Raw genomic sequence first — 24,288 nt, forward strand, 5'->3', positions numbered from 1 at the left:
CCCCGCGAACTGGACGATCTGGGCGAAAAAGTACATAAACGTATATTGAGCGACACCACGGATATTCGCCTGTTACCCGTCCATAGCGCGTGTCGTTGGCACCATGGCGGGGTGACCCAAGTGACCGAACGCGGGACCCCGTTGTCAGCGGCCCCGCGAGCCGGCGTGCGGCGCCGTTCACCGGCCGCCGCCGCATGCGTCGTGGGCGGCGCCGTGGCGGCCGGACTCGGGCTCGGCTTCCTCGCCGTGCTCGTCATCGTGCTGTGGATCAGTTCCCCCTACCCCGACAGCGGCCCCGGCGGGGCCCTGCACCTGGCCGCCGGGCTGTGGCTGCTCGCCCACGGCACGGAGCTGGTGCGCTACGACACCCTGTCCGGCGTCCCCGCGCCCGTCGGAATGACGCCCCTGCTCCTCGTCGTGCTGCCCGTGCTGCTCATGCGGCGGGCCGCCCGGCTGGGGAGCGTCGCCGAAGAGGACGACGAGGAGGTGCTGCCGGCCGGAGCCGTGTTCTCGGCCGTCCTCTGCGGATATCTCGCCGTCGGGGCCCTCGCCACGGTGTACGCCGCCGGCGGCCCGCTGTCGGCCGACCCCATCAGTGCGGCCTGGCACATCCCGCTGGTGGCCGTACTCGCCGCCGCGACCGGGGTGTGGGGGGCCCGGGGGCGTCCGCTCGGGCCGCTGCCGTCCTGGCTGCCCAGGGGCGTACGGAAGGCTGTCGTGCGCCCCCGCTACGCGCTGGCGCTCCGGGCGGGCGCGGGCGGCGCCCTGGTGCTCCTGGGCGGCGGCGCGCTCGTCGTCGGCGCCTCGCTCGCGTGGCACGGCGCCGAGGTCCAGTCCTCCTTCCTGTCGCTGACCGGGGTCTGGTCGGGCCGCTTCGCCGTCCTGCTGCTCGCGCTCACCCTGATCCCCAACGCCATGGTCTGGGGAGCGGCCTACGCGCTCGGGCCCGGCTTCGCCCTGGGCGCCGACGCGACGGCCACCCCGCTCGGTTTCCCGGGCGCGCCGGGACTGCCCCGCTTTCCGTTGCTGGAGGCGCTTCCGGCCGAGGGGCCGGGAACCCCGCTGACCTGGGCGGTCGTCGCGGTTCCGGTGGTCGCCGGGCTCGCGGTGGGCTGGTTCGCGGTACGCCGGGCGCGCGAGGTCTCGTACGGGGAGACCGCGCTCACGGCGGCCCTCGGTGCGGTGGTGTGCGGCCTGGCGATGACCGGGCTCGCGGCGGCCTCGGCGGGGCCGCTGGGCTCGCGGCGGCTGTCGGAATTCGGGCCGGTGTGGTGGGCCATCGGAGTGGCGGCCTTCGCCTGGACGGCGGTACTGGCCGTGCCGGTTGCGGTGGCGGTGCACGCGTGGCGGACCCGCCCGGCGATCGGGCCGGACGCCCTGGAGGGCGATGAGGCGGTGGCCGTGGACGACGGGTGGCACGACAGCGGGGTGCGGGAGATTCGGTGGGCGGCGATGCGGAAGGCTGCGGGGGCGCTGATTCCGGATATCGCGGTCCCGTCTGTACCTGTGCCTCCGGCGGTTCCGGCGGTTCCGGCGGTTCCGGCGGACCAGGAGGCTCCGGTGAGTGTGCCCGGGGTGCGGGCGCGGCGGGCCGTGACCGTGGTGGCCGGGCTGGATCTGGATCCGGGGCTGCTGGTCGGGGTGGCCGAAGTGGCCGAGGCGGTGTCAGTGCCGTTGGCTCCGCCGGTGGTTGGGGCGCGGGTGTTGGCCCGGCGGAAGCCGCCGCCGGAGTAGGCCGTTCGGGTGCGGCCCCGCCGCTGGGGCTCCGCCCCAGACCCCGCGCCTCAAACGCCGGCGGGCTGAAAGAGCGCCTCAAGCGCCGGCGGGGCTGGGCGGGGTTGGGGCTACTGGCGGACCTTTAGGACGTCGCCCACCAGGTTGTCCGGGAGGAGGGTGTTGCACTGGAGTTCCGCCGACTTGGTGAGGGCGTCGTCGCGGCAGACGTAGAAGTCCTTGTAGGTGAGCTGCAGGGCGTACGTACTGAACGCCAGCAGGATCGCCAGGGAGGCCGTGACCAGGCCGCTCACCGCCGCGGTGCGCTGGGGGCGGGCCGCGGGGCCCAGGGCGTCCAGGCCGGTCGGTGCCGCCGGGGCGCCCTCGGCGGTCGCCGGTGCGGGCTTGCCGCGCAGCGCGCTGATGCCCCAGTAGAGGGCGAGCGCCCCGAGCAGCAGCCCGACCGACGGGATCCCGAAGATCCCGAAGAAGAAGCCCCACATGCCGGCCAGCAGCGCGTAGCGCGCACGGCGCTGGATCGGGTCCGTCGGGTCCCAGCGCGCCGGACCCCGCTGGCCGTCCGAGTCCTTCTGGCCGTCGCCGTTCCCGCCGCCACCGCCGTTGCGCGGCTGCCACGGCTGGTCGGGCCGGCCTTCCGGCGGAGCCGCGAAGGGGTTGTCGTCGGTGGGGGAGTCGGGCTGACGGCGGTCCGGCATCGGGTGTGTTTCTTCCCCTGTGTCATGGACGTCGCGGGGACGTCGTGGCGAGGTGAGGCCAGTTCGTGGCTCGTACGCCAGACGCTACCGCCCGGCCGTCCCCCCGTCCCTCGGGGGCTGTCCGGTGTACCGGTATCGTTGCAGGCGGTCGGTGGCTTCGTAGGGTTCCCCATATATCGGTACCCCGGAGTTTCGTATGACCACACAAAACGAACACCGCAATCCCGCGAGAAAGGGCCTCCCATGGCCGCCTCCCGCCTGGTCGTGCTGGTCTCCGGTTCCGGCACCAACCTCCAGGCCCTGCTCGATGCCATCGACGCCCACCCCGGCGGATCCGAGGGCTTCGGCGCCGAAGTCGTCGCCGTGGGGGCCGACCGCGAGAACATCGCCGGCCTGGAGCGGGCGGAGAAGGCGGGGATCCCCACCTTCGTCTGCCCGGTCAAGGGCTACGACAGCCGTGCGGAGTGGGACGTCGCCCTCACCGAGGCGACCGACGCGTACGCGCCGGACCTCGTCGTGTCCGCCGGATTCATGAAGATCGTGGGCAAGGTGTTCATCGACCGCTTCGGCGGCCGGTTCATCAACACCCACCCCGCCCTCCTCCCCGCCTTCCCGGGCGCGCACGGCGTACGGGACGCCCTCGCCTACGGCGCGAAGGTCACCGGCTGCACGGTCCACTTCGTGGACAGCGGCGTGGACACCGGTCCGATCATCGCCCAGGGTGTGGTCGAGGTCCGGGACGAGGACGACGAAGCCGCTCTCCATGAGCGCATCAAGGAAGTCGAGCGCCAGTTGCTCGTCGATGTCGTGGGGCGCCTGGCCCGGCACGGCTACCGCATTGAGGGACGAAAGGTAACAATCCAGTGACCGCCGCAGACACCGCAGCGAGCAACGACCCGACCACGACCCAGCGGCCGATCCGTCGTGCGCTCATCAGCGTCTACGACAAGACGGGACTGGAAGAGCTGGCCCTCGGGCTGCACGGGGCGGGCGTCGCGCTCGTCTCCACCGGCTCCACCGCCTCGAAGATCGCCGCCGCCGGGGTGCCCGTCACCAAGGTGGAGGAGCTGACCGGCTTCCCCGAGTGCCTGGACGGCCGGGTCAAGACCCTGCACCCGCGCGTGCACGCCGGCATCCTCGCCGACCTGCGCCTGGAGGACCACCGCAACCAGCTCGCCGAGCTGGGCGTCGAGCCCTTCGACCTGGTGGTCGTCAACCTCTACCCCTTCCTGGCGACCGTCCAGTCGGGCGCCACGCCCGACGAGTGCGTGGAGCAGATCGACATCGGCGGCCCGTCGATGGTCCGCGCCGCCGCCAAGAACCACCCCTCGGTCGCGGTCGTCACCAGCCCGGCCCGCTACGCCGACGTCATCGCGGCGGCCCAGGGCGGCGGCTTCGACCTCACCGCCCGCAAGCGGCTCGCGGCCGAGGCCTTCCAGCACACCGCCGCCTACGACGTGGCCGTGGCCTCCTGGTTCACGAACGCGTACGCCCCGGAGGCCCCCGAGGACGACGCCGCTGCGCTGCCCGAGTTCCTGGCCGGCGCCTGGGAGCGGAAGTCGACCCTGCGCTACGGCGAGAACCCGCACCAGGCCGCCGCCCTCTACACGGACGGACAGCCGGGTGGACTCGCCAACGCCGAGCAGCTGCACGGCAAGGAGATGTCCTTCAACAACTACGTGGACACCGAGGCCGCGCGCCGCGCCGCCTACGACCACGACGAGCCCTGCGTCGCGATCATCAAGCACGCCAACCCGTGCGGCATCGCGGTCGACACGGACGTCGCCGCGGCCCACCGCAAGGCGCACGCCTGCGACCCGCTGTCGGCCTTCGGCGGCGTCATCGCCGTCAACCGCCCGGTGACCGTGGAGCTCGCCGAGCAGGTCGCGGAGATCTTCACCGAGGTCATCGCCGCCCCCGCCTACGAGGACGGCGCGGTCGAGATCCTGGCCAAGAAGAAGAACATCCGCGTCCTGAAGGTGGACGGCACCCCGCACCAGCCGGGCGACCTCAAGCCCATCTCCGGCGGTGCGCTGCTCCAGCAGAGCGACCTCTTCCAGGCCGAGGGCGACGACCCGGCCAACTGGACCCTGGCCACCGGCGACGCCCTGTCCCCGGCGGAGCTCGCCGAGCTGGCCTTCGCCTGGAAGGCCTGCCGGGCCGTCAAGTCCAACGCGATCCTGCTCGCCAAGGACGGCGCCTCGGTCGGCGTCGGCATGGGCCAGGTCAACCGTGTCGACTCGGCGAAGCTCGCCGTCGAGCGGGCGGGCGCCGAGCGCGCGCAGGGCTCGTACGCCGCGTCCGACGCCTTCTTCCCGTTCCCGGACGGGCTGGAGATCCTGACGGCCGCGGGCATCAAGGCCGTGGTCCAGCCGGGCGGTTCGGTCCGTGACGAGCAGGTCGTCGAGGCCGCGCAGAAGGCCGGCGTCACCATGTACTTCACCGGGACCCGGCACTTCTTCCACTGAGTCCGGTACGCCTGACACACGGCGAAGGCCGCGCCCCGCACTGCGGGACGCGGCCTTCGCCGTGTGCGTACGGCCTTCGGCCTTCGGCCTTCGGCCTTCGGCAGGGTCAGTACTGCGGACGGCGGAAGTAGTCGCCGGCCTTGGCGAGGCCGATGACGACGGTGAGGCCGAGGGCGAGGGAGACCAGGGACGGCAGTACGGCGATCACGCCGAATCCGGCGGGGGTGGTGTCGTCGGAGCCGAGCGCGGCCAGGTTCCCCAGGACGCCGAGAACGGCGAAGAGGATCTGCAGCGATCCGTAGATGATGCCGGAGACGCGGACGCCGCCCCGGCCCTTGCCCATCTTGGCCGCGGTCAGGATGGGCCACAGGGACAGGCCGATGAAGAAGATGCCGAGGACGACGCCCACGCCGCCGGCGATGGCCCCTGCGTCCTCAGTGGAGGAGCCGGAGTCCGAGAGCGCCGCGGCGAACACGGCGCCGCCGATGATGAAGAACAGGCCGCCCAGCACCTGCAGGCCGCCGATGATGAAGAGGATGACGCGGGCGGCCTTCGCCCCGCCGGGCATCTCGTAGAACGGAGCGCCCGGGTAGCCGCCGGGACCGACCGGGTAGGCCTGCGGGGCCTGCTGCGGGTAGGCGTAGCCGCCCTGCGGCGGGATGCCCTGGGGTGCCTGCTGGGGGTAGCCGTAGCCGGGCTGGCCCTGCGGGGCCTGGGGCTGCTGCTGTCCGTACGGATTGTGCGGTTCGCCGAAGCTCATGTTGGGGTGTTCCTCCGTGGAAGTGCGGGGACGCACGGCATGAGCACGGAGGAATCCTGCACGGTGCGGTCCCGCCCCCCGGCACTGCCCGCGGCACATCAGTCGTTTCATCGTGGTCCGACGGGCCCGGGCTTGTCCAGTTGGTTGGGGTGCGGCCGGTGACTTGTTGTGCAAGTGCAATGAACCCTGTGCCCCTGCGAGTGCCTTGACTGGAACCGGGGCCACCTCATCCGGGAGGATGGGGTCATGACCGCCCAGATTCTCGATGGCAAGGCCACCGCCGCAGCGATCAAGTCCGAACTGACCGCCCGTGTGGCGGCCCTGAAGGCCCGGGGCATCACCCCCGGCCTCGGCACCCTCCTGGTCGGTGACGATCCGGGCAGCCGCTGGTACGTGAACGGCAAGCACAAGGACTGTGCCGAGGTCGGCATCGCCTCCATCCAGCGCGAACTGCCCGGGACGGCCTCCCAGGAGGACATCGAGGCGGTCGTCCGGGAGCTCAACGCCAACCCGGACTGCACCGGCTACATCGTCCAACTCCCGCTCCCCAAGGGCATCGACACCAACCGGGTCCTGGAGCTGATGGATCCGCTCAAGGACGCCGACGGCCTGCACCCCATGTCGCTCGGCCGACTGGTGCTGAACGAGCCGGGACCGCTGCCCTGCACCCCGTACGGGATCGTCGAACTGCTGCGCCACCACGGCGTCGGCATCAACGGCGCGCACGTCGTCGTCCTCGGCCGCGGGATCACCGTCGGGCGCTCCATCGGCCTGTTGCTGACCCGCAAGTCCGAGAACGCCACCGTGACGCTCTGCCACACCGGTACGCGCGACCTCTCCGCGCAGCTGCGCCAGGCGGACATCATCGTCGCGGCGGCCGGTGTTCCGCACCTGGTCAAGCCGGAGGACGTGAAGCCGGGCGCGGCCGTGCTCGACGTGGGCGTGAGCCGTGACGGGGAAGGGAAGATCGTCGGCGATGTGCACCCCGGCGTGGCCGAGGTGGCCGCGTGGATCTCGCCGAACCCGGGCGGGGTCGGCCCGATGACCCGGGCCCAGCTGCTCGTCAACGTCGTCGAGGCGGCGGAGCGGACCACCAGTGCAGGCTGAATCGGACGCGGAGAACGCGACGGGCGGCGGCGCGGCCCGGGCGAACGGCACCCCCGTCGCTCCGGTCGGGCCCGCGACGCCCGTCGCGGCCGGTCCCGCCAAGGCCGGTCCCGCCAAGGCCGGTCCCGTCGCGGCCGGTCCCGCCAAGGCCGGGGCCGGGGCGCCGGTCAAGTCCCGTCGCTTCCCTTCCATCACCCGGGACACCGCGCGCCCCGAGGGCAGCGGCCGTGCCGTTCCCGGGGCCGTGTCCACGCCGGCCCGTCAGTGGCCGATGCTCAGTGTGCTCACCGCGACCGCGGTCGGGCTGCTGGCCACCGCCTTCGGTCACCCGCGGGTCGGTTGCCTGGCCATCGGCTTGGCCCTGATCGCGGCCTCGGTGATGCGGCGCGTGCTGCCCTCGGTGGGGATGCTCGCGGTGCGCTCCCGCTTCACGGACATGATCACCTACGGGCTCCTGGGCGTGGCGATCACGCTGCTCGCGCTGGTGATGGCGGCGCCCAAGCCGTGGCTGGTGCTCCCGTTCATGGAGAGTGCGGTCCGCTTCACCGTGCGGTGAGCGGGGCGCGTGCTGCGGGCGGCGCGAGCGCAGTGAGCGCGGCCAGGGTGGCCGCGACGGCCGGCTGGGTCTCCGTACCCGCCCGGACCAGGACGTCCAGCGTCCGCCCCGGGCCCGGCAGCTCCCGTACGGCGGCGCCGGGCGGCGGGGCGTCGCACAGCAGCTTCGGCAGGATCGACACGGCCTGTCCGGTGGCGACGAGCCACAGCCCGGACCGCAGGTCCGCGCACTCGTGCGCGATGCGCGGGGTGAATCCGGCGTTCCGGCAGGCGTGGAGCAGCATCTCGCGGCAGCTGCTCGGTGCCGGGGCCGAGACCCAGGCGCTCTCCCGCAGGGCGGCGAGCCCGTCCCGCTCGTAGGCGGGGAGCAGGTCCTGCGGCAGTGCCAGGCACAGCGGGTCGTCGAAGAGCGGCACCGCGGTGGTCCCGGCCGCGGGCGGGGCCCCGAGCAGCGGGTAGGCGTAGGTCACCGCCAGGTCCAGGCGGCGCTGCCGCAGCCGCGGCACGGCTTCCTCGGGGTCGGCCTGCACGATGCGCGGGCGCAGCCGGGGGTGGCGTACGGCGAGCTCGGCGACGAGCGGGGCGGCCACCGTGGCCAGGGCGCTGGGGGCGCAGCCGATGGCCAGCTCCCCGCTCAACTCGGCGTCGAGGGCGCGTACGGCCCCCTCGGCCCGCTCCAGGGCCGCGAGCACCGGTTCGCACGCGGCGGCCAGTGCCACGCCGGCGGGGGTGAGGCGCAGCCCGCGCCCGTCCCGCTCGACCAGGGCGGCCCCGGCCTCGGCCTCCAGGGCGCGCAGCTGCTGGGAGACGGCGGAGGGGGTCACTCCGTGCAAGTCGGCGACGGCGGTCACCCGGGTGTGCTCCGCCAGGTCCCGCAGGATGACCATGCGCTTCACATCAAGCATGAGTTCATCTTAAGGATGCCTGTAGCTGAGGTAGCTGGACTTAACGGTCAGCGCCCGCCGATGCTCGTGCCATGAACGCGAAGACGAAGAAGGTCGTACTGATCGGCGCGCACGGAACCCTCGGCCGCGCGGTCCACGAGGCCCTGCGCGAGCGCGGCCACCAGGTCGTCACCGCCTCCCGCAAGGGCGCCGACGTCCACGTCGACATCACCGACCCGGAGTCCATCCGCGCCATGTACGCCCAAGTGGCGCAGCAGGTGGGTGAGATCGACGCGGTGGCGTGCGCGGCCGGCAGCGTGCCGTGGCGCCCGCTCGGCGAGCTGACCACGGACGACGTCCGCGGCGGCCTCGAAGGCAAGGCCGTCAGCCAGATCGAACTGGTCCGCCAGGGCGTCGCCCATCTCCCCGCGCACGCCTCGTACACGCTGGTCACCGGAATCCTCGCCCGCGAGCCCCTGCTCACCGGATCGGTCGCCGCCCTGGTCAACGGTGCCGTCGAGGCCTTCGTGCGCGCCGCCGCCGTCGAACTGCCCGGCCGCCAGCGGATCAACGCCGTGAGCCCCACCGTCTTCGAGGAGTCCCTCGACGCGTACGGGGACACCTTCGCGGGATTCGACGCCGTGCCCGTGGCCCGCGCGGCGAACGCCTACGTCAAGTCGATCGAAGGGCACCGGACGGGCCAGGTCTTCCTGGTCGAATAGTGGTCCGGGGGCCGGTCGGACCTTCGAACACCGGGGTCCGTGTGCCGTGCACCACACGGTCCCGGGGGTTAGCCCGGTCCCGGGTCGGATAGCCTGACCGCGGATGTCTCTTCACGTCAAGATTTACTGGGGAGCGGCGTCCTCCAGCACATGGGGCAGGGACGCCCCACCGCCAGCTGTCTAACGGAGAAGGCCATGACCCGCACTCCCGTGAATGTCACCGTCACCGGCGCCGCCGGCCAGATCGGCTACGCGCTGCTCTTCCGCATCGCTTCCGGTCACCTGCTCGGCGCGGACGTGCCGGTCAAGCTCCGTCTTCTGGAGATTCCCCAGGGCATGAAGGCCGCTGAGGGCACCGCCATGGAGCTCGACGACTGCGCCTTCCCGCTGCTCGCCGGCATCGACATCTTCGACGACCCGAACCAGGGCTTCGACGGTGCGAACGTCGCGCTGCTCGTGGGCGCCCGCCCGCGCACCAAGGGCATGGAGCGCGGCGACCTGCTCGCCGCCAACGGCGGCATCTTCAAGCCGCAGGGCCAGGCCATCAACGCGCACGCCGCGGACGACATCAAGGTCCTGGTCGTGGGCAACCCGGCCAACACCAACGCGCTCATCGCGCAGGCCGCCGCCCCGGACGTACCGGCCGAGCGCTTCACCGCGATGACCCGCCTGGACCACAACCGCGCGATCTCGCAGCTGGCCGCCAAGACCGGCAGCGCCGTCTCCGACATCAAGCGCCTGACCATCTGGGGCAACCACTCGGCGACCCAGTACCCGGACGTCTTCCACGCGGAGATCGCCGGCAAGAACGCCGCCGAGGTCGTCAACGACGAGCTGTGGTTGGCCGACACCTTCATCCCGACCGTCGCCAAGCGCGGCGCCGCGATCATCGAGGCCCGCGGCGCGTCCTCGGCCGCCTCGGCCGCCAACGCCGCCATCGACCACGTGCACACCTGGGTCAACGGCACCGCCGAGGGCGACTGGACCTCGATGGGCATCCCGTCGGACGGCTCCTACGGCGTCCCGGCCGGTCTGATCTCCTCCTTCCCCGTCACCTGCAAGGACGGCAAGTACGAGATCGTCCAGGGCCTGGACATCAACGAGTTCTCCCGCACCCGCATCGACGCCTCCGTCCAGGAGCTGGCGGAGGAGCGCGACGCGGTTCGCGAGCTCGGCCTGATCTGATCCGGTCACCCGACCCGATCCGCACGTTCGAAAGGCCCCGGCGCAATGCGCCGGGGCCTTTTGGCGTGATCGCGCCTGTCGCGCTCCCGGTGATCGCCCTATCGTTTCCCTCCGCACACCGAAAGGGGGATTCGGTGACAAGCACCGCGGATGACAGAACTCCGGTGCACCCTTCGCTCAGCGAAGCGGGCCGACTGTTGTGTGCCGGCAGCTATCTCGACGCCGCGTACCGCGACCGGGTGATCCAGGAGCTCTACGTCCACGAGGAGCGCTTCGTGGCGCCCTCCTACGGCTTCGACGCCGCCCGCGTCCTCGCCCACGCGCTCCAGGCCCGCCGCGCCGAAGTGGCCTGGGCCTCGGCCGTCCTGGCCGTGTGGGGCCTCGGGCTGGTGCTGGCCCAGCCGCTCCTGCTCTTCCTGCTCCTCCCGGCCGCCTTCCTGAGCGGCGCCGGGCGGATCGCCCGACGCCGGGCGGCGACGTCGCGCGGCAGCCGCTTCCTCGAACTCCTGCTGCGCGGCTGCGGCTACGTGCTGCTCATCGGCGTCGGCATCGGCATCGTGCAGGGCGCGTTCCAGGGCGAGACGAACGTCGGAGGGGGCGACGACTCGCTCGCGATCTACGAGGACATCCTGCGCGAGCTCGAGCGGGAGCCGTTCGCCCTCCTCTTCGGGCTGCCCCAACTCGGCTACGCGATCGCGGGCAGGTACGCCTGGACGGCCCTGATCGTCTTCGCCCTGTTGACCCTGGTCGTCGGCCTCCAGCGGGGCCACTTCGCCCGCGTCATCAGCACCTCGCTCAGCCGGACGCAGTACGCCGACCCGAACGCCGACCCCGCCGCCGGCCGCCGCTTCGCCAGGATCCGCGACCGGATCCTGCGCACCCAACACAGCCGCCTGGTCATCTACAACGTCGACGATCCGTTCTGCGGCGCCGGCGCGGCCTACCGCCCCTGGCACCTGTCGGTCGAGCTGCGCCCGCGCACGGACGGGGTCGATCCCGAAGCGCTGGACAACGAGCGGATCGTGGCCCGGATCCGGCCCCGGCTGGAGGCCCTGCGCGTTCCGTCGCCGCACGGCTCACCGGAGGCCGAGCGGGCCGTACTGGACCGGCTGCGGGAACTGGTCATCGACGAGTGCGTGTTCCTGCCGGCCTCCGGGCTGCCCGTGGCGCACGAGCCGGACCTCTCGGACCGGGCGTTCGACGCGCACCGGGCCGCAGCGGTGGAGGAAGGCGGCGAGCGCCGCCGCCACTTCCTGCGGGTACGGGTCGGCGGCTGGGACGAGAACCTCGTCATCACCGTCTTCGTGCGCGTCCACACCCAGGGCGGGATGCTGATGCTGGAGGTGGCGCCGCACGTGCTGCTGCCCGTACGGCCCCAGTTCCAGGAGGCCGACGACGTGGCCCGGCGCCACCTGCGGAACAACCCCTTCGCCAAGACGGTCTGGGCGCTGAGCCACGCCCCGCGCTCGCTCTCCAAGGCGCTCACCACCCTCTCGGGGGGCAGCCGCGGCCCCTGGCAGATCGCCACGGAGGGCCACGGCGGCGCGCTCCCGGCCGGTCCGGCCGCGTCCGTGCGCGAGCTGGCGGCGCAGGAGGACGCCTCCCTGTTCCAGCTGATGGACCTGGACCGGTACCTGAAGACCATCCAGGACCGGATCGTCGCCGGCGTGACCCTGGCCCTGCACGAAGCGGGCTGGCACACGGAGGAGTTCGCGCAGCGCGCCGTCACCGTCGCGGAGGGCGGGGTGTACATCCAGTCCGTGAGCCACAGCGCGTTCAGCGTGGGCGGCAGCGGGCACCACAACCAGACGAGCCACCACACGGACAGGGGAGACCGGCAGTGACGCAAGACGGGGGAGCCGGGGAAGTGCGGATCGACCGCATCGAAGGCAGCGCCTTCAGCATCGGCGGCAGCAACAACACCAACACCACGATCCACCACGGTGGTACGGGGGCGGCCGCCCCGGGGGCGGCGGAACTGCTGGAGGCCGTACGGGAGCTGCGCATCGCCCTCGTCCGCCTGCCCCGCAGCGCCGACCGGTCGGCGCTCGACGCCGAACTGGACGAGGCCGCCGGCGAGCTGGAGGAGGCCGGGGAGATCCGGCCCGGCCTGCCCGCCCGGCTCAGGGGTGCGCTCCAGCGCTGGGCGCCGTTGGTGGACTCGGTGAACGCGGCCGCCGCGCTCGGCGGTCTGCTCGCCCTGCTAGGGAGCTGACGGGTGGCCACGGGTGGCGGTGCCCACTGGAATCCGCAGTCGCAGCGCTGGGAGTGGGCGGAGCAGCCCCCACCGCCCCCGCCCCCGCCGTCGTACCCGCCCCGCCCGCCAGGGGGCGGCCAGGGCGGTCCGGGCGGCCAGGGCGGCCCGGGCGGCCAGGGCCGGGAGCGGTCGTGGAGGGTCCCGCTGCTGGTGGCCCTCGGGGCGGCGGTGGTGGGCAGCTGCGCCGTGGCGGGATGGTTCGTACTGGGCGACGGGGAGCCGAAGGCACCCGCCGCGGCCCCGTCGGCTCCGGGTACCCCGGTCCCGCCGTCCGGTACGGGCCCGGACGCGTCCCCGACCGCCACCGCCACCGCCTCCGCGTCCGCCTCCGCCTCCGCGTCGCCCTCGGTCCCGCCGGCGTACACGGTGGTGCGCGACGACGGAGGCTTCTCGGTCGCCGTCCCCACGGGCTGGGAGCGCAGCCACGACGAGACCGGCAGTGGTTCCTTCTACCGGCGGCCCGGGGACCGCAGCGCACTGGTCCAGATCTTCCGCGTCACCGAGTCGGACGCGGTCGGAACGTGCGAGCTGCTGCGGACGTCCTCGCAGGCCCTCGGAAACCGTCCCGGCTACCAGGAGGTCTCCCTCGATCCGGTGTCCGGCGGGTCCTGCGAGCTGGTGTACGAGTACGACAACCAGGAGTCGCACGGACGTCGCCGCGCGATCGAGCGGATCACCGTCGCCCCGGACGGGAGGCGCTGGGCACTGCTGGCGGCCGGTCCGGCCGCCGACGGCACGGCGGTGCGCGCGAACCTGACGGCGGCCGTGGAGTCGTTCAGGCCGGAATGACCCGTCCGCAAGGACCGGTCCTACTTGTACATGCCCGGGGTGTAGTGGCCCGGCACCATCCGGGTGGTGACGCCGATGCGGTTCCAGACGTTGATCGTCGCGATGACGGCGATCAGCTGGGCGAGCTCGCGCTCCTCGAACTGCCCGGCGGCCTTCTCATAGACCTCGTCGGGCACGAAGCCGTCCGTCAGGACGGTGACGGCCTCGGTGAACTCGATCGCGGCGAGCTCCTTCTCCGTGTAGAAGTGCCGCGACTCCTCCCAGGCGCCCAGCTGGACGATGCGCTCGACGCTCTCACCGGCGGCGATCGCGTCCTTGGTGTGCATGTCGAGGCAGAAGGCGCAGTGGTTGAGCTGGGAGGCCCGGATCTTGACCAGCTCGACCAGGGAGGGATCCAGACCCTTCTTGGAGGCGAGCTCCAGGGCGAGGACGGCCTTGTAGACCTCGGGGGCGAGCTTGGCCATGTGCATGCGCGGGGCGTGCTCGGGGGCGTGTTCGTGTGTGGTCGTCATGTGATCCACCCTAGGAGGCAGGCGGCCCACCGATATGGTCCATATCCATGACGGAATCGTGGGCCACTTTCGGCGCCGACCTGCACCTGCACCTGGACCTGAGCAGCAGACGCGGCCTGCGGGCCGGGCTTGCCGAGGCCCTGCGCGAGGCCGCGCGCAGCGGGCGGCTGGCGGCCGGCACCCGACTGCCGTCGTCCCGCACCCTCGCCGCCGACCTGGGCATCGCCCGGAACACGGTCGCCGAGGCGTACGCCGAGCTCGTCGCCGAGGGCTGGCTGACGGCCCGCCAGGGCTCCGGCACCCGCGTCGCCGAACGGGCCCGCCCGCGCCGGTCCGCGGCCGCCGCCCCCGTACGGCGCCCCGCGCGCAAGGGGCCCGCGTACAGCCTGATCCCCGGCTCCCCGGACCTGGGCGGCTTCCCGCGCGCGGCCTGGCTGTCGGCGGCCCGGCGGGCGCTGACCGACGCGCCGAACGAGGCCTTCGGGTACGCGGCCGACCCGCGCGGCCGCATCGAGCTGCGGCAGGCGCTGGCCGGATACCTGGCGCGGGCGCGCGGGGTGTACGCGGACCCCGAACGGATCGTGCTGTGCGCGGGCTTCCTGCACGGGCTGGCGCTGCTGGCGGGCGTACTGCGGGCCCGGCGGGTGCGGGACGTGGCGGTGGAGGGGTACGGCCTGGACTTCCACCGGGACCTGCTGGTGCGGGCGGGGCTGCGGACGCGCCCGCTCGGCGTGGACGGGGAGGGGGCCGGGACGGGGGAGCTGACCGCGGCGGCGGGCGCGGTGCTGCTGACCCCGGCGCACCAGTTCCCGACGGGCGTCGCCCTGACCCCGGCCCGGCGGGCGGCCGCGGTCGACTGGGCCCGGACCACGGGCGGGCTCATCCTGGAGGACGACTACGACGGGGAGTTCCGCTACGACCGTCAGCAGGTCGGAGCGTTGCAGGGCCTGGACCCGGACCGGGTGGTGTACCTCGGGACGGCCAGCAAGTCACTGGCACCCGGGCTGCGGATGGGCTGGATGGTGGTCCCGCCGGGGCTGCTGGAGGAGGTGCTGGCCGCCAAGCGGCCCACGGACTGGGCGTGCGGCGCGCTGGATCAGCTGACGCTGGCGGAGTTCATCACCTCCGGGGCGTACGACCGGCACGTGCGCGGGATGCGGCTGCGGTACCGGCGGCGCCGGGACGAGCTGGTGGCGGCGGTGGGGGACCGGGTGGGCGTGTCGGGGATCGCGGCGGGGCTGCACGCGGTGCTGGACCTCCCGGAGGGGCTGGAGCGGTCGGTCCTGCAGTCGGCGGCGTGGCAGGACCTGGCGTTGCACGGGCTGGGACGGTTCCGGCATCCGGAGTCCGGGCTGCCGGGGCGTGACGCGCTGGTCGTCGGCTACGGGACTCCGTCGGACAGTGCGTGGGCCCCGACGCTGGCGGCCCTGTCGGCGGCCCTGCCGTGACCTGCGGCGCCGTTGCCGGGGGGCGCCGCCCCCGGACCCCCGCGCCTCAAACGCCGGCGGGGCTGGAAGACCCGGGGCTCCGCCCCGAACCCCGCGCCTCAAACGCCGGCGGGGCTGAAAGTGGTCCGCCGGTGGGGCTGAAAGGGGTCAGCCCGTGGGGTTGGATTTGGTCGGGGGTGGGGGTTCGCCGAAGCGGGCCAGGGCCAGGGAGCCGGCCACCGCCACCACGAAGCCCGTCACCGCCAGCCAGGCCAAGCCCTCGCGGGTGCTGTCGCCGAGCCAGACCACGCCCACCACCGCCGGGCCGATCGTCTCGCCGATGACCATGCCCGCCGTCGCCACCGTCACCGAGCCGCGCGCCAGGGCCGAGGTGAGGAGCAGGAAGGCCGCGCCGCCGCCCAGCAGGAGGGCGTACAGGGCCGGGTTGCGCAGGTCCCACGGCGAGTCGATGAGCCGCACCGAGACCTCCACCACCCCGAAGCCCGTCCCCGCCGCGAGGCCGAGGACCAGCGCCCGCGGCCCGTCCGGGAGCCGGCCCGCGACCACGCCGACCAGCAGTACCAGCCCGGCCACCGCCAGCATTCCCAGTTCCAGCGCCGTCGACCCGGTCCCCGTGCCCTCCTCGCCGGCGGAGAGCCCGAGCATGAGCAGCCCCGCGCACACCACCGCCACCGCGCCCCACTCGGTCCGGGACAACCGCACCTTCAGCAACCGCGCCGCGACCACCGCCGTCACCGCCAGGCTGGCCGCCAGCGCCGCCCCCACCGCGTAGATCGGGACGTGTCGCAGGGCGATGATCTGGAGCACGAAACCCGCTCCGTCGAGGCCCAGACCCGCCAAGTACCGCCACTGCCGCACGGCCCGCAGGAACAGCGCCGTGTCCACTCCGGACCCGCTGCCGGGCTCCGCCGCCCGCGCCGCGACCGCCTGCAGAACCGAGGCCGTACCGAAGCAGACCGCCGCACCGAGCGCACAAATCATCCCAATCAGCACGAACTGACTCTAGGTCACGGATCTCACAGCGGCCGGATTCCATCGGCCGGTGACCCCGCTCTACTCTGTCGGCAGCACGCGAGGCCCCAGGGGGAGCAGCAGACATGGACAGCAGCAGCACCAATCAACGCCGCATGCGCTCCGGCGCCGTCGCCCTCGGCGGCATGGGCCTGCTCGCGGCCACCCTCGTGGCCTGCGGCAGCAGCGACGAACCGGACAAGCGCTGCGCCTCCCGCTCCACGCTGCAGCACCTGAACAACAAGGAGTGCAAGAGCGGCGGCACCGGCTCGTACTACTACGGCGGCTACGTGGCCGCCGGCAAGGTCGCCGGCGGCAGCTTCGAGAAGTCCGCCGTCACCCGCAACGGCATCGGCGGGAACACCTCCGGCTCCAGCGGCGGCTGATCGCACCATGGAGCGGCACACCATCGAGCCCCGTCCGGACTGGCAGAAGACCGTCGAGGAGCAGGGGCTGATCTATCCCCTGACCCGCTACCCCGACGACTCCCTGCGCCCCTACTGGGACGAGAGCGCCTACTACTCCTTCTCGCTCCCCGAGGTCGAGGCCCTGGAGAACGTCGTCGAGGAGCTGCACGCCATGTGCCTGGCCGCGGCCGCGCACATCGTCGAGCACGACCGCTTCGCCGACCTCGGCATCACCGACCCGAAACTGGCAGCGCTGATCGCCGAGTCCTGGCGGCGCCGCGCCGAACAGCCCTCCCTCTACGGCCGTTTCGACCTGCGCTACGACGGCAGCGGCAGCCCGGCCAAGATGCTGGAGTACAACGCCGACACCCCCACGTCCCTGGTGGAGGCGGCCAGCCCGCAGTGGTTCTGGATGGAGGAGCGCTTCCCCGGCGCCGACCAGTGGAACTCCCTCCACGAGCGCCTCGTCGACGCCTGGCGGCGCCAGGCCGAGTTGCTCCCGCCCGGCCCGCTGCACTTCGCGCACTCCGAGGCTGACGAGCTCGGCGAGGACCTGATGACGGTCGCCTACCTCCAGGAGACCGCCGAGCAGGCCGGTCTGGAGACCCAGGCCCTGTCCGTCGAGCAGATCGGCTGGGACAGTCTGTCCGGCCGGTTCGTGGACGAGAAGCTCCGCTTCATCCGCTCCTGCTTCAAGCTCTACCCGTGGGAGTGGCTGGCCACGGACGAGTTCGGCCCGCACGTCCTCGGCACGTACGACCACGGTGGCGGCACCGGCTCCACCTGCTGGATCGAGCCGCTGTGGAAGATGCTGCTGTCCAACAAGGCGCTGCTCGCGATCCTGTGGGAGCTCTTCCCGGAGCACCCCAACCTGCTGCCCGCCTACCTCGACGGCCCGCGCGAGCTCGCCGAGCCCGGGTCCGCCGGCTACGTGGCCAAACCCCTCCTCGGCCGTGAGGGTGCGGGGGTCACCCTGCACGGGCCGGGCGGGGGCGGCGAGCCGTTCGTACCGCAGGAGGGGGAGCGGTACTGCTTCCAGGGCCTGGCCCCGCTGCCCGACTTCGACGGCAACCGGGTGGTGCTCGGCGCATGGGTCGTCGAGGACGAGGCGGCGGGGCTGGGCATCCGCGAATCGGCGGGGCCGGTCACGGACGAGTACGCCCGCTTCCTGCCCCACGTCATCCTCTAGAGGTGTCCAGCCGATCCGTACGCGGTCCGTCCTAGGCGCCGAGCACCGACCGGAGCTGGTCGAGGCCCCAGTCCAGGTCCTCCTTGCTGATCACCAGCGGCGGGGCGATCCGGATCGTCGACCCGTGGGTGTCCTTCACCAGCACTCCGAGCTCCATCAGCTTCTCGGAGATCTCCCGGCCGGTGCCCCGCGACGGGTCGATGTCGACGCCCGCCCACAGCCCGCGGCCGCGCACGGCGGTCACCGCGCCCCCGCCGACCAGCAGGTTCAGCTGCCGGTGCAGGTGCTCGCCCAGCTCGGTCGCGCGGCCCTGGAACTCGCCGGTCCGCAGCATCGCGATCACCTCCAGCGCGACCGCGCACGCGAGCGGGTTCCCGCCGAAGGTGGACCCGTGCTGCCCGGGCCGGAACACCCCGAGCACGTCCCGGTCGGCGACCACGGCCGACACCGGCACCACGCCGCCGCCGAGCGCCTTGCCGAGGATGTAGACGTCCGGGACGACGCCCTCGTGCTCGCACGCGAAGGTCCGGCCGGTGCGCCCCAGCCCCGACTGGATCTCGTCCGCCATGAACAGGACGTTCCGCTCGCGGGTCAACTCCCGTACGCCGCTCAGGTACCCGGCGGGCGGCACCAGCACCCCCGCCTCGCCCTGGATCGGCTCCAGCAGCACGGCCACCGTGTTCTCGGTGACGGCGCGGGCCAGTGCGGTGAGGTCCCCGTACGGGACGATCTCGAAGCCCGGCGTGTACGGGCCGAAGTGGTCGCGGGCGTCGTGGTCCGTGGAGAAGGAGACGACGGTCGTGGTGCGCCCGTGGAAGTTGTCGGCGGCGACCACGATCTTGGCGTGCCCGTCCGGGACGCCCTTGACCTCGTAGCCCCACTTGCGGGCGGTCTTCACCGCCGTCTCCACGGCCTCCGCCCCCGTGTTCATGGGGAGCACCATTTCCTTGCCGCACAGCGCGGCGAGCTCGGTACAGAACGCGGCGAAGCGGTCGTGGTGGAAGGCGCGCGAGGTGAGCGTGACCCGCTCCAGCTGGGCGTGGGCCGCGTCGATCAGACGGCGGTTGCCGTGCCCGAAGTTGAGGGCCGAGTACCCGGCGAGCATGTCGAGGTATCTGCGGCCCTCGACATCGGTCATCCAGGCGCCTTCCGCTGACGCGACGACCAGGGGCAGCGGGTGGTAATTGTGCGCGCTGTGCGCGTCGGCGGAGCGGATGGCATCAGCAGTTGTCGACACGGGGTCTCCGATCGTCCGTCCGGGCGGGATGAAGCGCCGGGTGAAACAGTGACGAGGGTGGCGTCACCTTCTTATCGTCGCTCGTATCGCGGACGCAGAAACCTCTCTTCCGGCGCGCCCGCTAAGGTGTGCGGTACGCACGGCGACTGGCGTACGGAGAACCAACTCCGGGGGAGTCGTGCGCGCTCGACCGCATACAGGGCCGCTCGCCTGGGCCTCGCGGGGTACCGATCACATCGACCCCGGAGGAGCCCGCCATGTCCGCGAGCCGCCATCCCGCCCTGTTCGCCGCCGACCCCGAGCTGGCCTCGTTCGTCGCGGCGGAGGAAGTGCTCCAGGCGCAGACCCTGCGCCTGATCCCCAGTGAGAACTACGTGTCCGCGGCCGTCCTCGAAGCCTCCGGCACCGTGCTGCAGAACAAGTACAGCGAGGGCTACCCCGGCCGCCGCTACTACGAGGGCCAGCAGAACATCGACCGCGTCGAGGCGCTGGCGATCGAGCGGGCCAAGGGCCTGTTCGGCGTGGACCACGCCAACGTGCAGCCGTACTCCGGCTCGCCGGCCAACCTGGCCGTGTACCTGGCCTTCGCGAAGCCGGGCGACACGGTGATGGGCATGGCCCTGCCGATGGGCGGGCACCTCACCCACGGCTGGGGCGTCTCGGCGACCGGCTCCTGGTTCCGGGGCGTGCAGTACGGCGTCCGGGCCGACACCGGGCTCATCGACTACGACGCGGTGCGCGACCTCGCCCTCGCCGAGCGGCCCAAGGTGATCTTCTGCGGCGGTACCGCCCTGCCGAGGACCATCGACTTCGCCGCCTTCGCCGAGATCGCCCGCGAGGCGGGCTCGATCCTGGTCGCGGACGTGGCCCACATCGCGGGCCTGATCGCGGGCGGCGCGCACCCGTCCCCGGCGGACCACGTCGACGTCATCTCCACCACCACGCACAAGACCCTGCGCGGTCCGCGGGGCGCGATGCTGATGTGTCGGGAGGAGCACGCGAAGGCCATCGACAAGGCGGTCTTCCCGGGCCTGCAGGGCGGCCCGCACAACCAGACGACGGCCGGTATCGCGGTGGCGCTGCACGAGGCCGCGCAGCCGTCCTTCGTGTCGTACGCCCACGCGGTCGTCGCCAATGCCAAGGCGCTGGCGGCGGCGCTGCTGGAGCGGGGCTTCGACCTGGTCTCGGGCGGTACGGACAACCACCTGATCCTGATCGACCTGACGGGCAAGGACGTGCCGGGCAAGATCGCGGCGAAGGCCCTGGACCGGGCGGGGATCGTCGTGAACTACAACACGGTGCCGTTCGACCCGCGCAAGCCGTTCGATCCTTCGGGGGTGCGGATCGGTACGCCGTCGCTGACGTCGCGGGGGCTGGGCGTCGCCCACATGCCACAGGTCGCCGACTGGATCACCCGGTCCGTGGACGCCGCCGCGAAGGGGGACGAGCAGGCGCTGGCCGTGATCCGTGCCGAGGTGACGGACCTCATGGCCGCCTTCCCGGCCCCCGGGCTCCCGCTGTCCTGACCTGCGGCCCGGCTGCTGGGCTCCGCCCCAGACCCCGCGCCCCAAACTCCCCCGGCTACCGCTGGGAGGTGCCCCCGGGCGGGCTGGATTTTCCAGCCCGCCCGGCGTGTGAGGGCGTCCCTCGGCCGGAGGCGCGGGGTGCGGGCAGGTACCACCGCCGCACCGTTCAGCCTCGCCGGCGTGTGAGGCGCGGGTGTGGGCGGCGCCAGCGGAGTCCCGCGCAGCGGGGTTGGTCCGGTCCGGTCCGGTCCGGCCCGGAAATCGGTCGCTCGGCCGGGGCCGGATCCGGACGCACCGCTACCGCCCGGTACCCCGGCGCCGTAGGGACGGGGTCGCCGCGACCCGGAGGGATCCGGCCGGCGGCGGGCACGGGCCCGCCCCCGCACCTGAGAGAATGAAGCCATGGCTTCTGATCGTCCTCGCGCGCTCTCCGGCATCCAGCCCACCTCCGGTTCGTTCCACCTCGGGAACTACCTCGGAGCCATCCGCCAGTACGTCGCCCTGCAGGAGACGCACGACGCCTTCTACATGGTGGTCGACCTGCACGCGATCACCATGCCGCAGGATCCGAAGGATCTGCGCGCGAACACCCGCCTCTCCGCCGCCCAGCTGCTGGCCGCCGGCCTGGACCCCGAGCGCTGCACGCTCTTCGTCCAGAGCCACGTGCCCGAGCACGCGCAGCTCGGCTGGGTCATGAACTGCATCACCGGTTTCGGCGAGGCCAGCCGGATGACCCAGTTCAAGGACAAGTCCGCCAAGGGCGGGGTCAACAGCGCCAGCGTCGGCCTGTTCACGTACCCGATCCTCCAGGTCGCCGACATCCTGCTCTACCAGGCGAACGCCGTCCCCGTCGGCGAGGACCAGCGCCAGCACATCGAGCTGACCCGCGACCTGGCGGAGCGCTTCAACCAGCGCTACGGCCGGACCTTCACCCTGCCCGCCGCGCACATCGTCAAGGAGGTCGCGAAGATCTACGACCTCCAGGACCCGGCGATCAAGATGTCGAAGTCCGCGTCGTCCCCCAAGGGCCTGATCAACCTCCTCGACGAGCCCAAGGTCACCGAGAAGAAGATCAAGAGCGCGGTCACCGACACCGAGGCCGAGATCCGCTTCGACCCCGAGAAGAAGCCCGGCGTCAGCAACCTGCTCACGATCTACTCCACCCTCACGGGCGAGACCATCGCCGAGCTGGAGGGCAAGTACGAGGGCAAGGGCTACGGCGCGCTGAAGACCGACCTGGCCGGCGTGATGGTCGATTTCGTCACACCGTTCAAGAAGCGGACCCAGGAATACCTGGACGACCCGGAGACGCTGGACTCCCTCCTGGCCAAGGGCGCGGAGAAGGCCCGCGCGGTCGCCGCCGAGACGCTCGCACAGGCCTACGACCGCCTCGGTCTGCTGCCCGCCAAGCACTGACGAACGCAACTACGGACAGAGAGACCTGGCACGAACGGGGGTGCTGCCGCCACACTGGGGCGGCAGCAGTCCACAGCGACAAGCGGAGGAGAGATACGTGGGGACCGTAACGCTCGGCGTTTCGATCGCGGTCCCGGAGCCGTACGGCAGCCAGCTCCAGGAGCTGCGCGCGGGCTTCGGGGACGCTGCCGCGCACGGCATCCCCACGCACGTCACCCTCGTCCCGCCCACCGAGGTGGAGGCGGACCGGCTCCCCGCGATCAGGGCCCACCTGGTCGAGGTCGCGGCCGCCTTCCGGGCCTTCCGGATGCGGCTGGCGGGCACGGGAACCTTCCGCCCCCTCTCGCCGGTGGTTTTCGTCAAGATCGCCGAAGGGGTGTCGGGCTGCACCCGCCTCCAGAGCGAGGTCCGCGACCCCCAGGGGCCGCTCGACCGGGAGCTGGCGTTCCCGTACCACCCGCACGTCACGGTCGCCCACGGGATCTCCGAGGAGGCGATGGACCTGGCGTTCACGACCCTCGCCGAGTACGCCGCCGAGTGGGTCTGCGAGGGCTTCGCCCTCTACGAGCAGGGCTCGGACGGGGTCTGGCGCAAGCTGCGCGAGTACCCGTTCGGGAGCGGGCCGAACGGCGTCCCGGCGCAGGCCGGCTCACCCGCCGACCAGGCCGCCGAGGCCGCAGCAGGAACGGCCGGGGCCGCCGGAGCGACCGCAGGGCCGTCCTGACGCAGCGGGCGCGGGGCCAGGGGCGGGCGCAGGGTCAGGGGGAGCCGGGCGATGCGCCGGGCACGGAATCTCAGCCTTCGCAGGACCAGGGTGTGGAACGGGCGACCCGTAGGGCGCGTTTCGGGAAAAGTCACAATCGACGACCGTAGCGGCCGGAACCGACAATCCCGGCTATTTCCGGCAGCTGAATTACGGTGACCCCATGGACTGGCTGACGAAACTCCCGGTGATCGGGCCGCTCGCGGCCCGGCTGATGCGCACGCACGCGTGGCGTTCGTACGAACGCCTCGACCGGGTGCACTGGACCCGCCTCGCCGCCGCGATCACCTTCATCAGTTTCCTCGCGCTCTTCCCGCTGATCACCGTGGCCGCCGCGATCGGCGCGGCGCTGCTCAGCCCGGAGCAGCTGGACAAGCTGGAGAAGAACCTCTCCGAACAGGTCCCCGGCATCTCCGAACAGCTCAACATCGAGGGGCTCGTCGCCAACGCCGGCACGGTCGGGCTCGTCGCCGGCGCCCTCCTGCTCCTGACCGGTGTCAGCTGGGTGGGCTCGATGCGGGACTGCCTGCGCGCGGTGTGGGAGAAGGACGACGAGGACGACGGCAACCCGATCGCCCGCAAGGGCAAGGACGCGCTCGTCCTCATCGGCCTCGGCGGCGTGGGCCTGGCCTCCGCCGCCGCCTCCATCCTCGGATCCAGCGCGGTCGGGAAGACCGCCGAATGGCTGGACATCCCCCGCGAGGGCGCGGGCGGCGCGCTGCTGCGCTCCCTCGCCTTCCTCGTCGGCGTCGTGGCCGCCTTCCTGCTGCTGCTCTACGTCCTGACCCTGCTCCCGGGCGTCGAACCGCCGCGCGGCCGCCTGATCCAGGCGGCCCTCATCGGCGCGGCCGGCTTCGAACTGCTGAAACTGCTGCTCAGCGGCTATATGCGGGAGGTCGCCGCGAAGAGCATGTACGGGGCCTTCGGCGTACCGATCGCCCTGCTGCTCTGGATCAACTTCACGGCGAAACTGCTGCTGTACGTCTCGTCCTGGACGGCCACGCGCGACGACGCGGACGGCGACGACGCGGACGGCGACGGCGCGGAAGACCCCCCGGCCGTCGAGGAGAAGAAGACGGCGTAGGGGAGGCGCGTGCCGGTGGCGCACCGGTGTGGGGCCCGGTGCGCCACCGGGTGGTGCCGGAGGGACGCTCTACCAGGTGCCGTTGCCGCAGCCGTACACCCACCGGTGCGAGGCGGCGTTGTCGTGGACGGCCTTCCACTGACCGCTGGCGTCGCCGTTGCGGGTCCAGTTGAACAACTGTGCGTTGCCCCGCAGGTTCCATTCGGTGCCGTAGCCGATGCAGGCGTAGGCGCCGGTGTTGTTCTCGTTGTAGTAGATGTTGACGTGGTCGCGGCCGCCGGCGCTGCCGCTGTTGCGGACCCAGTCGACCTTGTTCTTGACCTGGTAGGGCCAGTCGTTGGAGTTGCCGGCGTTCTGGTAGAGGTAGTTGTAATCGTCCGAGTAGGCACAGAAGTTCGTGTATCCGCAGCCGCCGTCGGCCTGCGCCGCGGTCGGAACGGCCACCACCGCCGCACCGGCGATCGCGAGCCCCGCGAGGAGCGTCCTGAGCTTGTTCATCTGGGGTCCCTCCCAATGAGTGCCGTACATGGTTCACCGCC

Annotated in this window: 24 protein-coding genes and 1 riboswitch; of the genes, 17 read left to right on the forward strand and 7 right to left on the reverse strand. The window is 72.4% G+C overall.

All coding sequences use genetic code 11. The features are described from left to right. The first annotated feature begins 111 nt into the window (after window positions 1–111). On the forward strand, window positions 112–1,734 hold the full coding sequence (locus OG594_RS27130) for a DUF6350 family protein (protein ID WP_266604069.1): 1,623 nt from the start codon (window positions 112–114) through the stop codon (window positions 1,732–1,734). 110 nt (window positions 1,735–1,844) lie between these two features. Here OG594_RS27130 and OG594_RS27135 read toward each other — a convergent pair whose 3' ends face one another. After that, window positions 1,845–2,429 (reverse strand): hypothetical protein, encoded by a 585-nt coding sequence (locus OG594_RS27135; protein WP_266604071.1) that lies wholly within the window; start codon window positions 2,427–2,429, stop codon window positions 1,845–1,847. Window positions 2,430–2,672: 243 nt separating this feature from the next. On the opposite strand from OG594_RS27135, the gene purN reads away from it, so the two are divergent. Together purN and purH are read left to right on the forward strand one after the other, a co-directional pair. Beyond that, a complete protein-coding gene (gene purN / locus OG594_RS27140) occupies window positions 2,673–3,296 on the forward strand; it encodes a phosphoribosylglycinamide formyltransferase (protein ID WP_030012097.1) in 624 nt (207 codons plus the stop codon). Next, the gene (gene purH / locus OG594_RS27145; RefSeq protein WP_266604074.1) at window positions 3,293–4,897 is read left to right on the forward strand and encodes a bifunctional phosphoribosylaminoimidazolecarboxamide formyltransferase/IMP cyclohydrolase; all 1,605 of its coding nucleotides are present in this window, start codon (window positions 3,293–3,295) and stop codon (window positions 4,895–4,897) included. The genes purN and purH overlap by 4 nt, the downstream gene beginning before the upstream one ends. A 106-nt stretch (window positions 4,898–5,003) precedes the next feature. On the opposite strand, the gene OG594_RS27150 is transcribed toward purH, so the two are convergent. Continuing rightward, window positions 5,004–5,657, reverse strand: coding sequence for a hypothetical protein (locus OG594_RS27150; protein ID WP_266604076.1), 654 nt, complete (start codon window positions 5,655–5,657; stop codon window positions 5,004–5,006). A gap of 246 nt (window positions 5,658–5,903) precedes the next feature. Between OG594_RS27150 and OG594_RS27155 the strand changes: the two genes are divergently transcribed. Together OG594_RS27155 and OG594_RS27160 are read left to right on the forward strand one after the other, a co-directional pair. Continuing rightward, complete coding sequence (locus OG594_RS27155; protein ID WP_266604078.1) at window positions 5,904–6,764, forward strand: bifunctional methylenetetrahydrofolate dehydrogenase/methenyltetrahydrofolate cyclohydrolase; 861 nt, start codon at window positions 5,904–5,906, stop codon at window positions 6,762–6,764. Further along, window positions 6,754–7,320: a DUF3017 domain-containing protein gene (locus OG594_RS27160; protein WP_266604080.1), complete on the forward strand. Its 567-nt coding sequence runs from the start codon at window positions 6,754–6,756 to the stop codon at window positions 7,318–7,320. The genes OG594_RS27155 and OG594_RS27160 overlap by 11 nt, the downstream gene beginning before the upstream one ends. Here the strand turns inward: OG594_RS27160 and OG594_RS27165 are convergent. Next, a complete protein-coding gene (locus OG594_RS27165) occupies window positions 7,307–8,224 on the reverse strand; it encodes a LysR substrate-binding domain-containing protein (RefSeq protein ID WP_266604082.1) in 918 nt (305 codons plus the stop codon). The two genes, OG594_RS27160 and OG594_RS27165, sit on opposite strands and share 14 nt — an antisense overlap. 71 nt (window positions 8,225–8,295) lie before the next feature. Here OG594_RS27165 and OG594_RS27170 point away from each other — a divergent pair, with 71 nt between their 5' ends. The 5 genes from OG594_RS27170 (at window position 8,296) to OG594_RS27190 (ending at window position 13,156) form a co-directional block, all read left to right on the forward strand. Continuing rightward, window positions 8,296–8,925 carry a short chain dehydrogenase gene (locus OG594_RS27170; protein ID WP_266604084.1) on the forward strand — a complete coding sequence of 210 codons (630 nt, stop codon included), beginning with the start codon at window positions 8,296–8,298 and terminating at the stop codon, window positions 8,923–8,925. A gap of 195 nt (window positions 8,926–9,120) precedes the next feature. Next, on the forward strand, window positions 9,121–10,110 hold the full coding sequence (locus tag OG594_RS27175; protein WP_266604086.1) for a malate dehydrogenase: 990 nt from the start codon (window positions 9,121–9,123) through the stop codon (window positions 10,108–10,110). A gap of 134 nt (window positions 10,111–10,244) precedes the next feature. Then, window positions 10,245–11,954: a hypothetical protein gene (locus OG594_RS27180; RefSeq protein ID WP_266604088.1), complete on the forward strand. Its 1,710-nt coding sequence runs from the start codon at window positions 10,245–10,247 to the stop codon at window positions 11,952–11,954. Next, window positions 11,951–12,325: a hypothetical protein gene (locus OG594_RS27185; RefSeq protein WP_266604090.1), complete on the forward strand. Its 375-nt coding sequence runs from the start codon at window positions 11,951–11,953 to the stop codon at window positions 12,323–12,325. The genes OG594_RS27180 and OG594_RS27185 overlap by 4 nt, the downstream gene beginning before the upstream one ends. Before the next feature lie 3 nt (window positions 12,326–12,328). After that, the gene (locus tag OG594_RS27190; RefSeq protein WP_266604092.1) at window positions 12,329–13,156 is read left to right on the forward strand and encodes a hypothetical protein; all 828 of its coding nucleotides are present in this window, start codon (window positions 12,329–12,331) and stop codon (window positions 13,154–13,156) included. A 20-nt stretch (window positions 13,157–13,176) separates the two neighbouring features. Here OG594_RS27190 and OG594_RS27195 read toward each other — a convergent pair whose 3' ends face one another. Continuing rightward, window positions 13,177–13,668 carry a carboxymuconolactone decarboxylase family protein gene (locus OG594_RS27195; protein WP_266604094.1) on the reverse strand — a complete coding sequence of 164 codons (492 nt, stop codon included), beginning with the start codon at window positions 13,666–13,668 and terminating at the stop codon, window positions 13,177–13,179. A 47-nt stretch (window positions 13,669–13,715) separates the two neighbouring features. On the opposite strand from OG594_RS27195, the gene OG594_RS27200 reads away from it, so the two are divergent. Then, on the forward strand, window positions 13,716–15,116 hold the full coding sequence (locus OG594_RS27200; RefSeq protein ID WP_266604096.1) for a PLP-dependent aminotransferase family protein: 1,401 nt from the start codon (window positions 13,716–13,718) through the stop codon (window positions 15,114–15,116). Between the two features lie 147 nt (window positions 15,117–15,263). Here OG594_RS27200 and OG594_RS27205 read toward each other — a convergent pair whose 3' ends face one another. Beyond that, window positions 15,264–16,097 carry a hypothetical protein gene (locus OG594_RS27205; protein ID WP_266606589.1) on the reverse strand — a complete coding sequence of 278 codons (834 nt, stop codon included), beginning with the start codon at window positions 16,095–16,097 and terminating at the stop codon, window positions 15,264–15,266. A gap of 116 nt (window positions 16,098–16,213) precedes the next feature. On the opposite strand from OG594_RS27205, the gene OG594_RS27210 reads away from it, so the two are divergent. Continuing rightward, complete coding sequence (locus OG594_RS27210; RefSeq protein ID WP_266604098.1) at window positions 16,214–16,513, forward strand: hypothetical protein; 300 nt, start codon at window positions 16,214–16,216, stop codon at window positions 16,511–16,513. A 7-nt stretch (window positions 16,514–16,520) separates the two neighbouring features. Then, on the forward strand, window positions 16,521–17,723 hold the full coding sequence (locus OG594_RS27215) for a glutathionylspermidine synthase family protein (RefSeq protein WP_266604100.1): 1,203 nt from the start codon (window positions 16,521–16,523) through the stop codon (window positions 17,721–17,723). Window positions 17,724–17,754: 31 nt separating this feature from the next. Here OG594_RS27215 and rocD read toward each other — a convergent pair whose 3' ends face one another. Further along, the gene (rocD, locus tag OG594_RS27220) at window positions 17,755–18,960 is read right to left on the reverse strand and encodes an ornithine--oxo-acid transaminase (protein ID WP_266604102.1); all 1,206 of its coding nucleotides are present in this window, start codon (window positions 18,958–18,960) and stop codon (window positions 17,755–17,757) included. 132 nt (window positions 18,961–19,092) lie between these two features. Next, a riboswitch (ZMP/ZTP riboswitch) is annotated at window positions 19,093–19,183 on the forward strand. 34 nt (window positions 19,184–19,217) lie between these two features. Here rocD and glyA point away from each other — a divergent pair. From glyA to OG594_RS27240, 4 genes are all read left to right on the forward strand, one after another. After that, a complete protein-coding gene (gene glyA / locus OG594_RS27225; protein WP_266604104.1) occupies window positions 19,218–20,486 on the forward strand; it encodes a serine hydroxymethyltransferase in 1,269 nt (422 codons plus the stop codon). 402 nt (window positions 20,487–20,888) lie between these two features. Next, complete coding sequence (gene trpS, locus OG594_RS27230) at window positions 20,889–21,902, forward strand: tryptophan--tRNA ligase (RefSeq protein WP_266604106.1); 1,014 nt, start codon at window positions 20,889–20,891, stop codon at window positions 21,900–21,902. A gap of 97 nt (window positions 21,903–21,999) precedes the next feature. After that, window positions 22,000–22,626 carry a 2'-5' RNA ligase family protein gene (locus OG594_RS27235; RefSeq protein WP_266604107.1) on the forward strand — a complete coding sequence of 209 codons (627 nt, stop codon included), beginning with the start codon at window positions 22,000–22,002 and terminating at the stop codon, window positions 22,624–22,626. A gap of 202 nt (window positions 22,627–22,828) precedes the next feature. Beyond that, window positions 22,829–23,749: a YihY/virulence factor BrkB family protein gene (locus OG594_RS27240; RefSeq protein ID WP_266604109.1), complete on the forward strand. Its 921-nt coding sequence runs from the start codon at window positions 22,829–22,831 to the stop codon at window positions 23,747–23,749. Window positions 23,750–23,818: 69 nt separating this feature from the next. On the opposite strand, the gene OG594_RS27245 is transcribed toward OG594_RS27240, so the two are convergent. After that, window positions 23,819–24,247: a hypothetical protein gene (locus OG594_RS27245; RefSeq protein ID WP_266604111.1), complete on the reverse strand. Its 429-nt coding sequence runs from the start codon at window positions 24,245–24,247 to the stop codon at window positions 23,819–23,821. Window positions 24,248–24,288: the final 41 nt, after the last annotated feature.

Origin of the sequence: Streptomyces sp. NBC_01214 (assembly GCF_026340975.1) — a bacterium.
Classification (GTDB): domain Bacteria; phylum Actinomycetota; class Actinomycetes; order Streptomycetales; family Streptomycetaceae; genus Streptomyces.

Coding starts and splice junctions, on each gene's coding strand:
- OG594_RS27135 (WP_266604071.1), bottom strand. CDS start 2,429: ATGCCGGACCGCCGTCAGCCCGACTCCCCCACCGACGACAACCCCTTC.
- purN (WP_030012097.1), top strand. CDS start 2,673: ATGGCCGCCTCCCGCCTGGTCGTGCTGGTCTCCGGTTCCGGCACCAAC.
- OG594_RS27150 (WP_266604076.1), bottom strand. CDS start 5,657: ATGAGCTTCGGCGAACCGCACAATCCGTACGGACAGCAGCAGCCCCAG.
- OG594_RS27155 (WP_266604078.1), top strand. CDS start 5,904: ATGACCGCCCAGATTCTCGATGGCAAGGCCACCGCCGCAGCGATCAAG.
- OG594_RS27165 (WP_266604082.1), bottom strand. CDS start 8,224: ATGCTTGATGTGAAGCGCATGGTCATCCTGCGGGACCTGGCGGAGCAC.
- OG594_RS27170 (WP_266604084.1), top strand. CDS start 8,296: ATGAACGCGAAGACGAAGAAGGTCGTACTGATCGGCGCGCACGGAACC.
- OG594_RS27175 (WP_266604086.1), top strand. CDS start 9,121: ATGACCCGCACTCCCGTGAATGTCACCGTCACCGGCGCCGCCGGCCAG.
- OG594_RS27195 (WP_266604094.1), bottom strand. CDS start 13,668: ATGACGACCACACACGAACACGCCCCCGAGCACGCCCCGCGCATGCAC.
- OG594_RS27200 (WP_266604096.1), top strand. CDS start 13,716: ATGACGGAATCGTGGGCCACTTTCGGCGCCGACCTGCACCTGCACCTG.
- OG594_RS27205 (WP_266606589.1), bottom strand. CDS start 16,097: ATGATTTGTGCGCTCGGTGCGGCGGTCTGCTTCGGTACGGCCTCGGTT.
- OG594_RS27210 (WP_266604098.1), top strand. CDS start 16,214: ATGGACAGCAGCAGCACCAATCAACGCCGCATGCGCTCCGGCGCCGTC.
- OG594_RS27215 (WP_266604100.1), top strand. CDS start 16,521: ATGGAGCGGCACACCATCGAGCCCCGTCCGGACTGGCAGAAGACCGTC.
- glyA (WP_266604104.1), top strand. CDS start 19,218: ATGTCCGCGAGCCGCCATCCCGCCCTGTTCGCCGCCGACCCCGAGCTG.
- trpS (WP_266604106.1), top strand. CDS start 20,889: ATGGCTTCTGATCGTCCTCGCGCGCTCTCCGGCATCCAGCCCACCTCC.
- OG594_RS27240 (WP_266604109.1), top strand. CDS start 22,829: ATGGACTGGCTGACGAAACTCCCGGTGATCGGGCCGCTCGCGGCCCGG.
- OG594_RS27245 (WP_266604111.1), bottom strand. CDS start 24,247: ATGAACAAGCTCAGGACGCTCCTCGCGGGGCTCGCGATCGCCGGTGCG.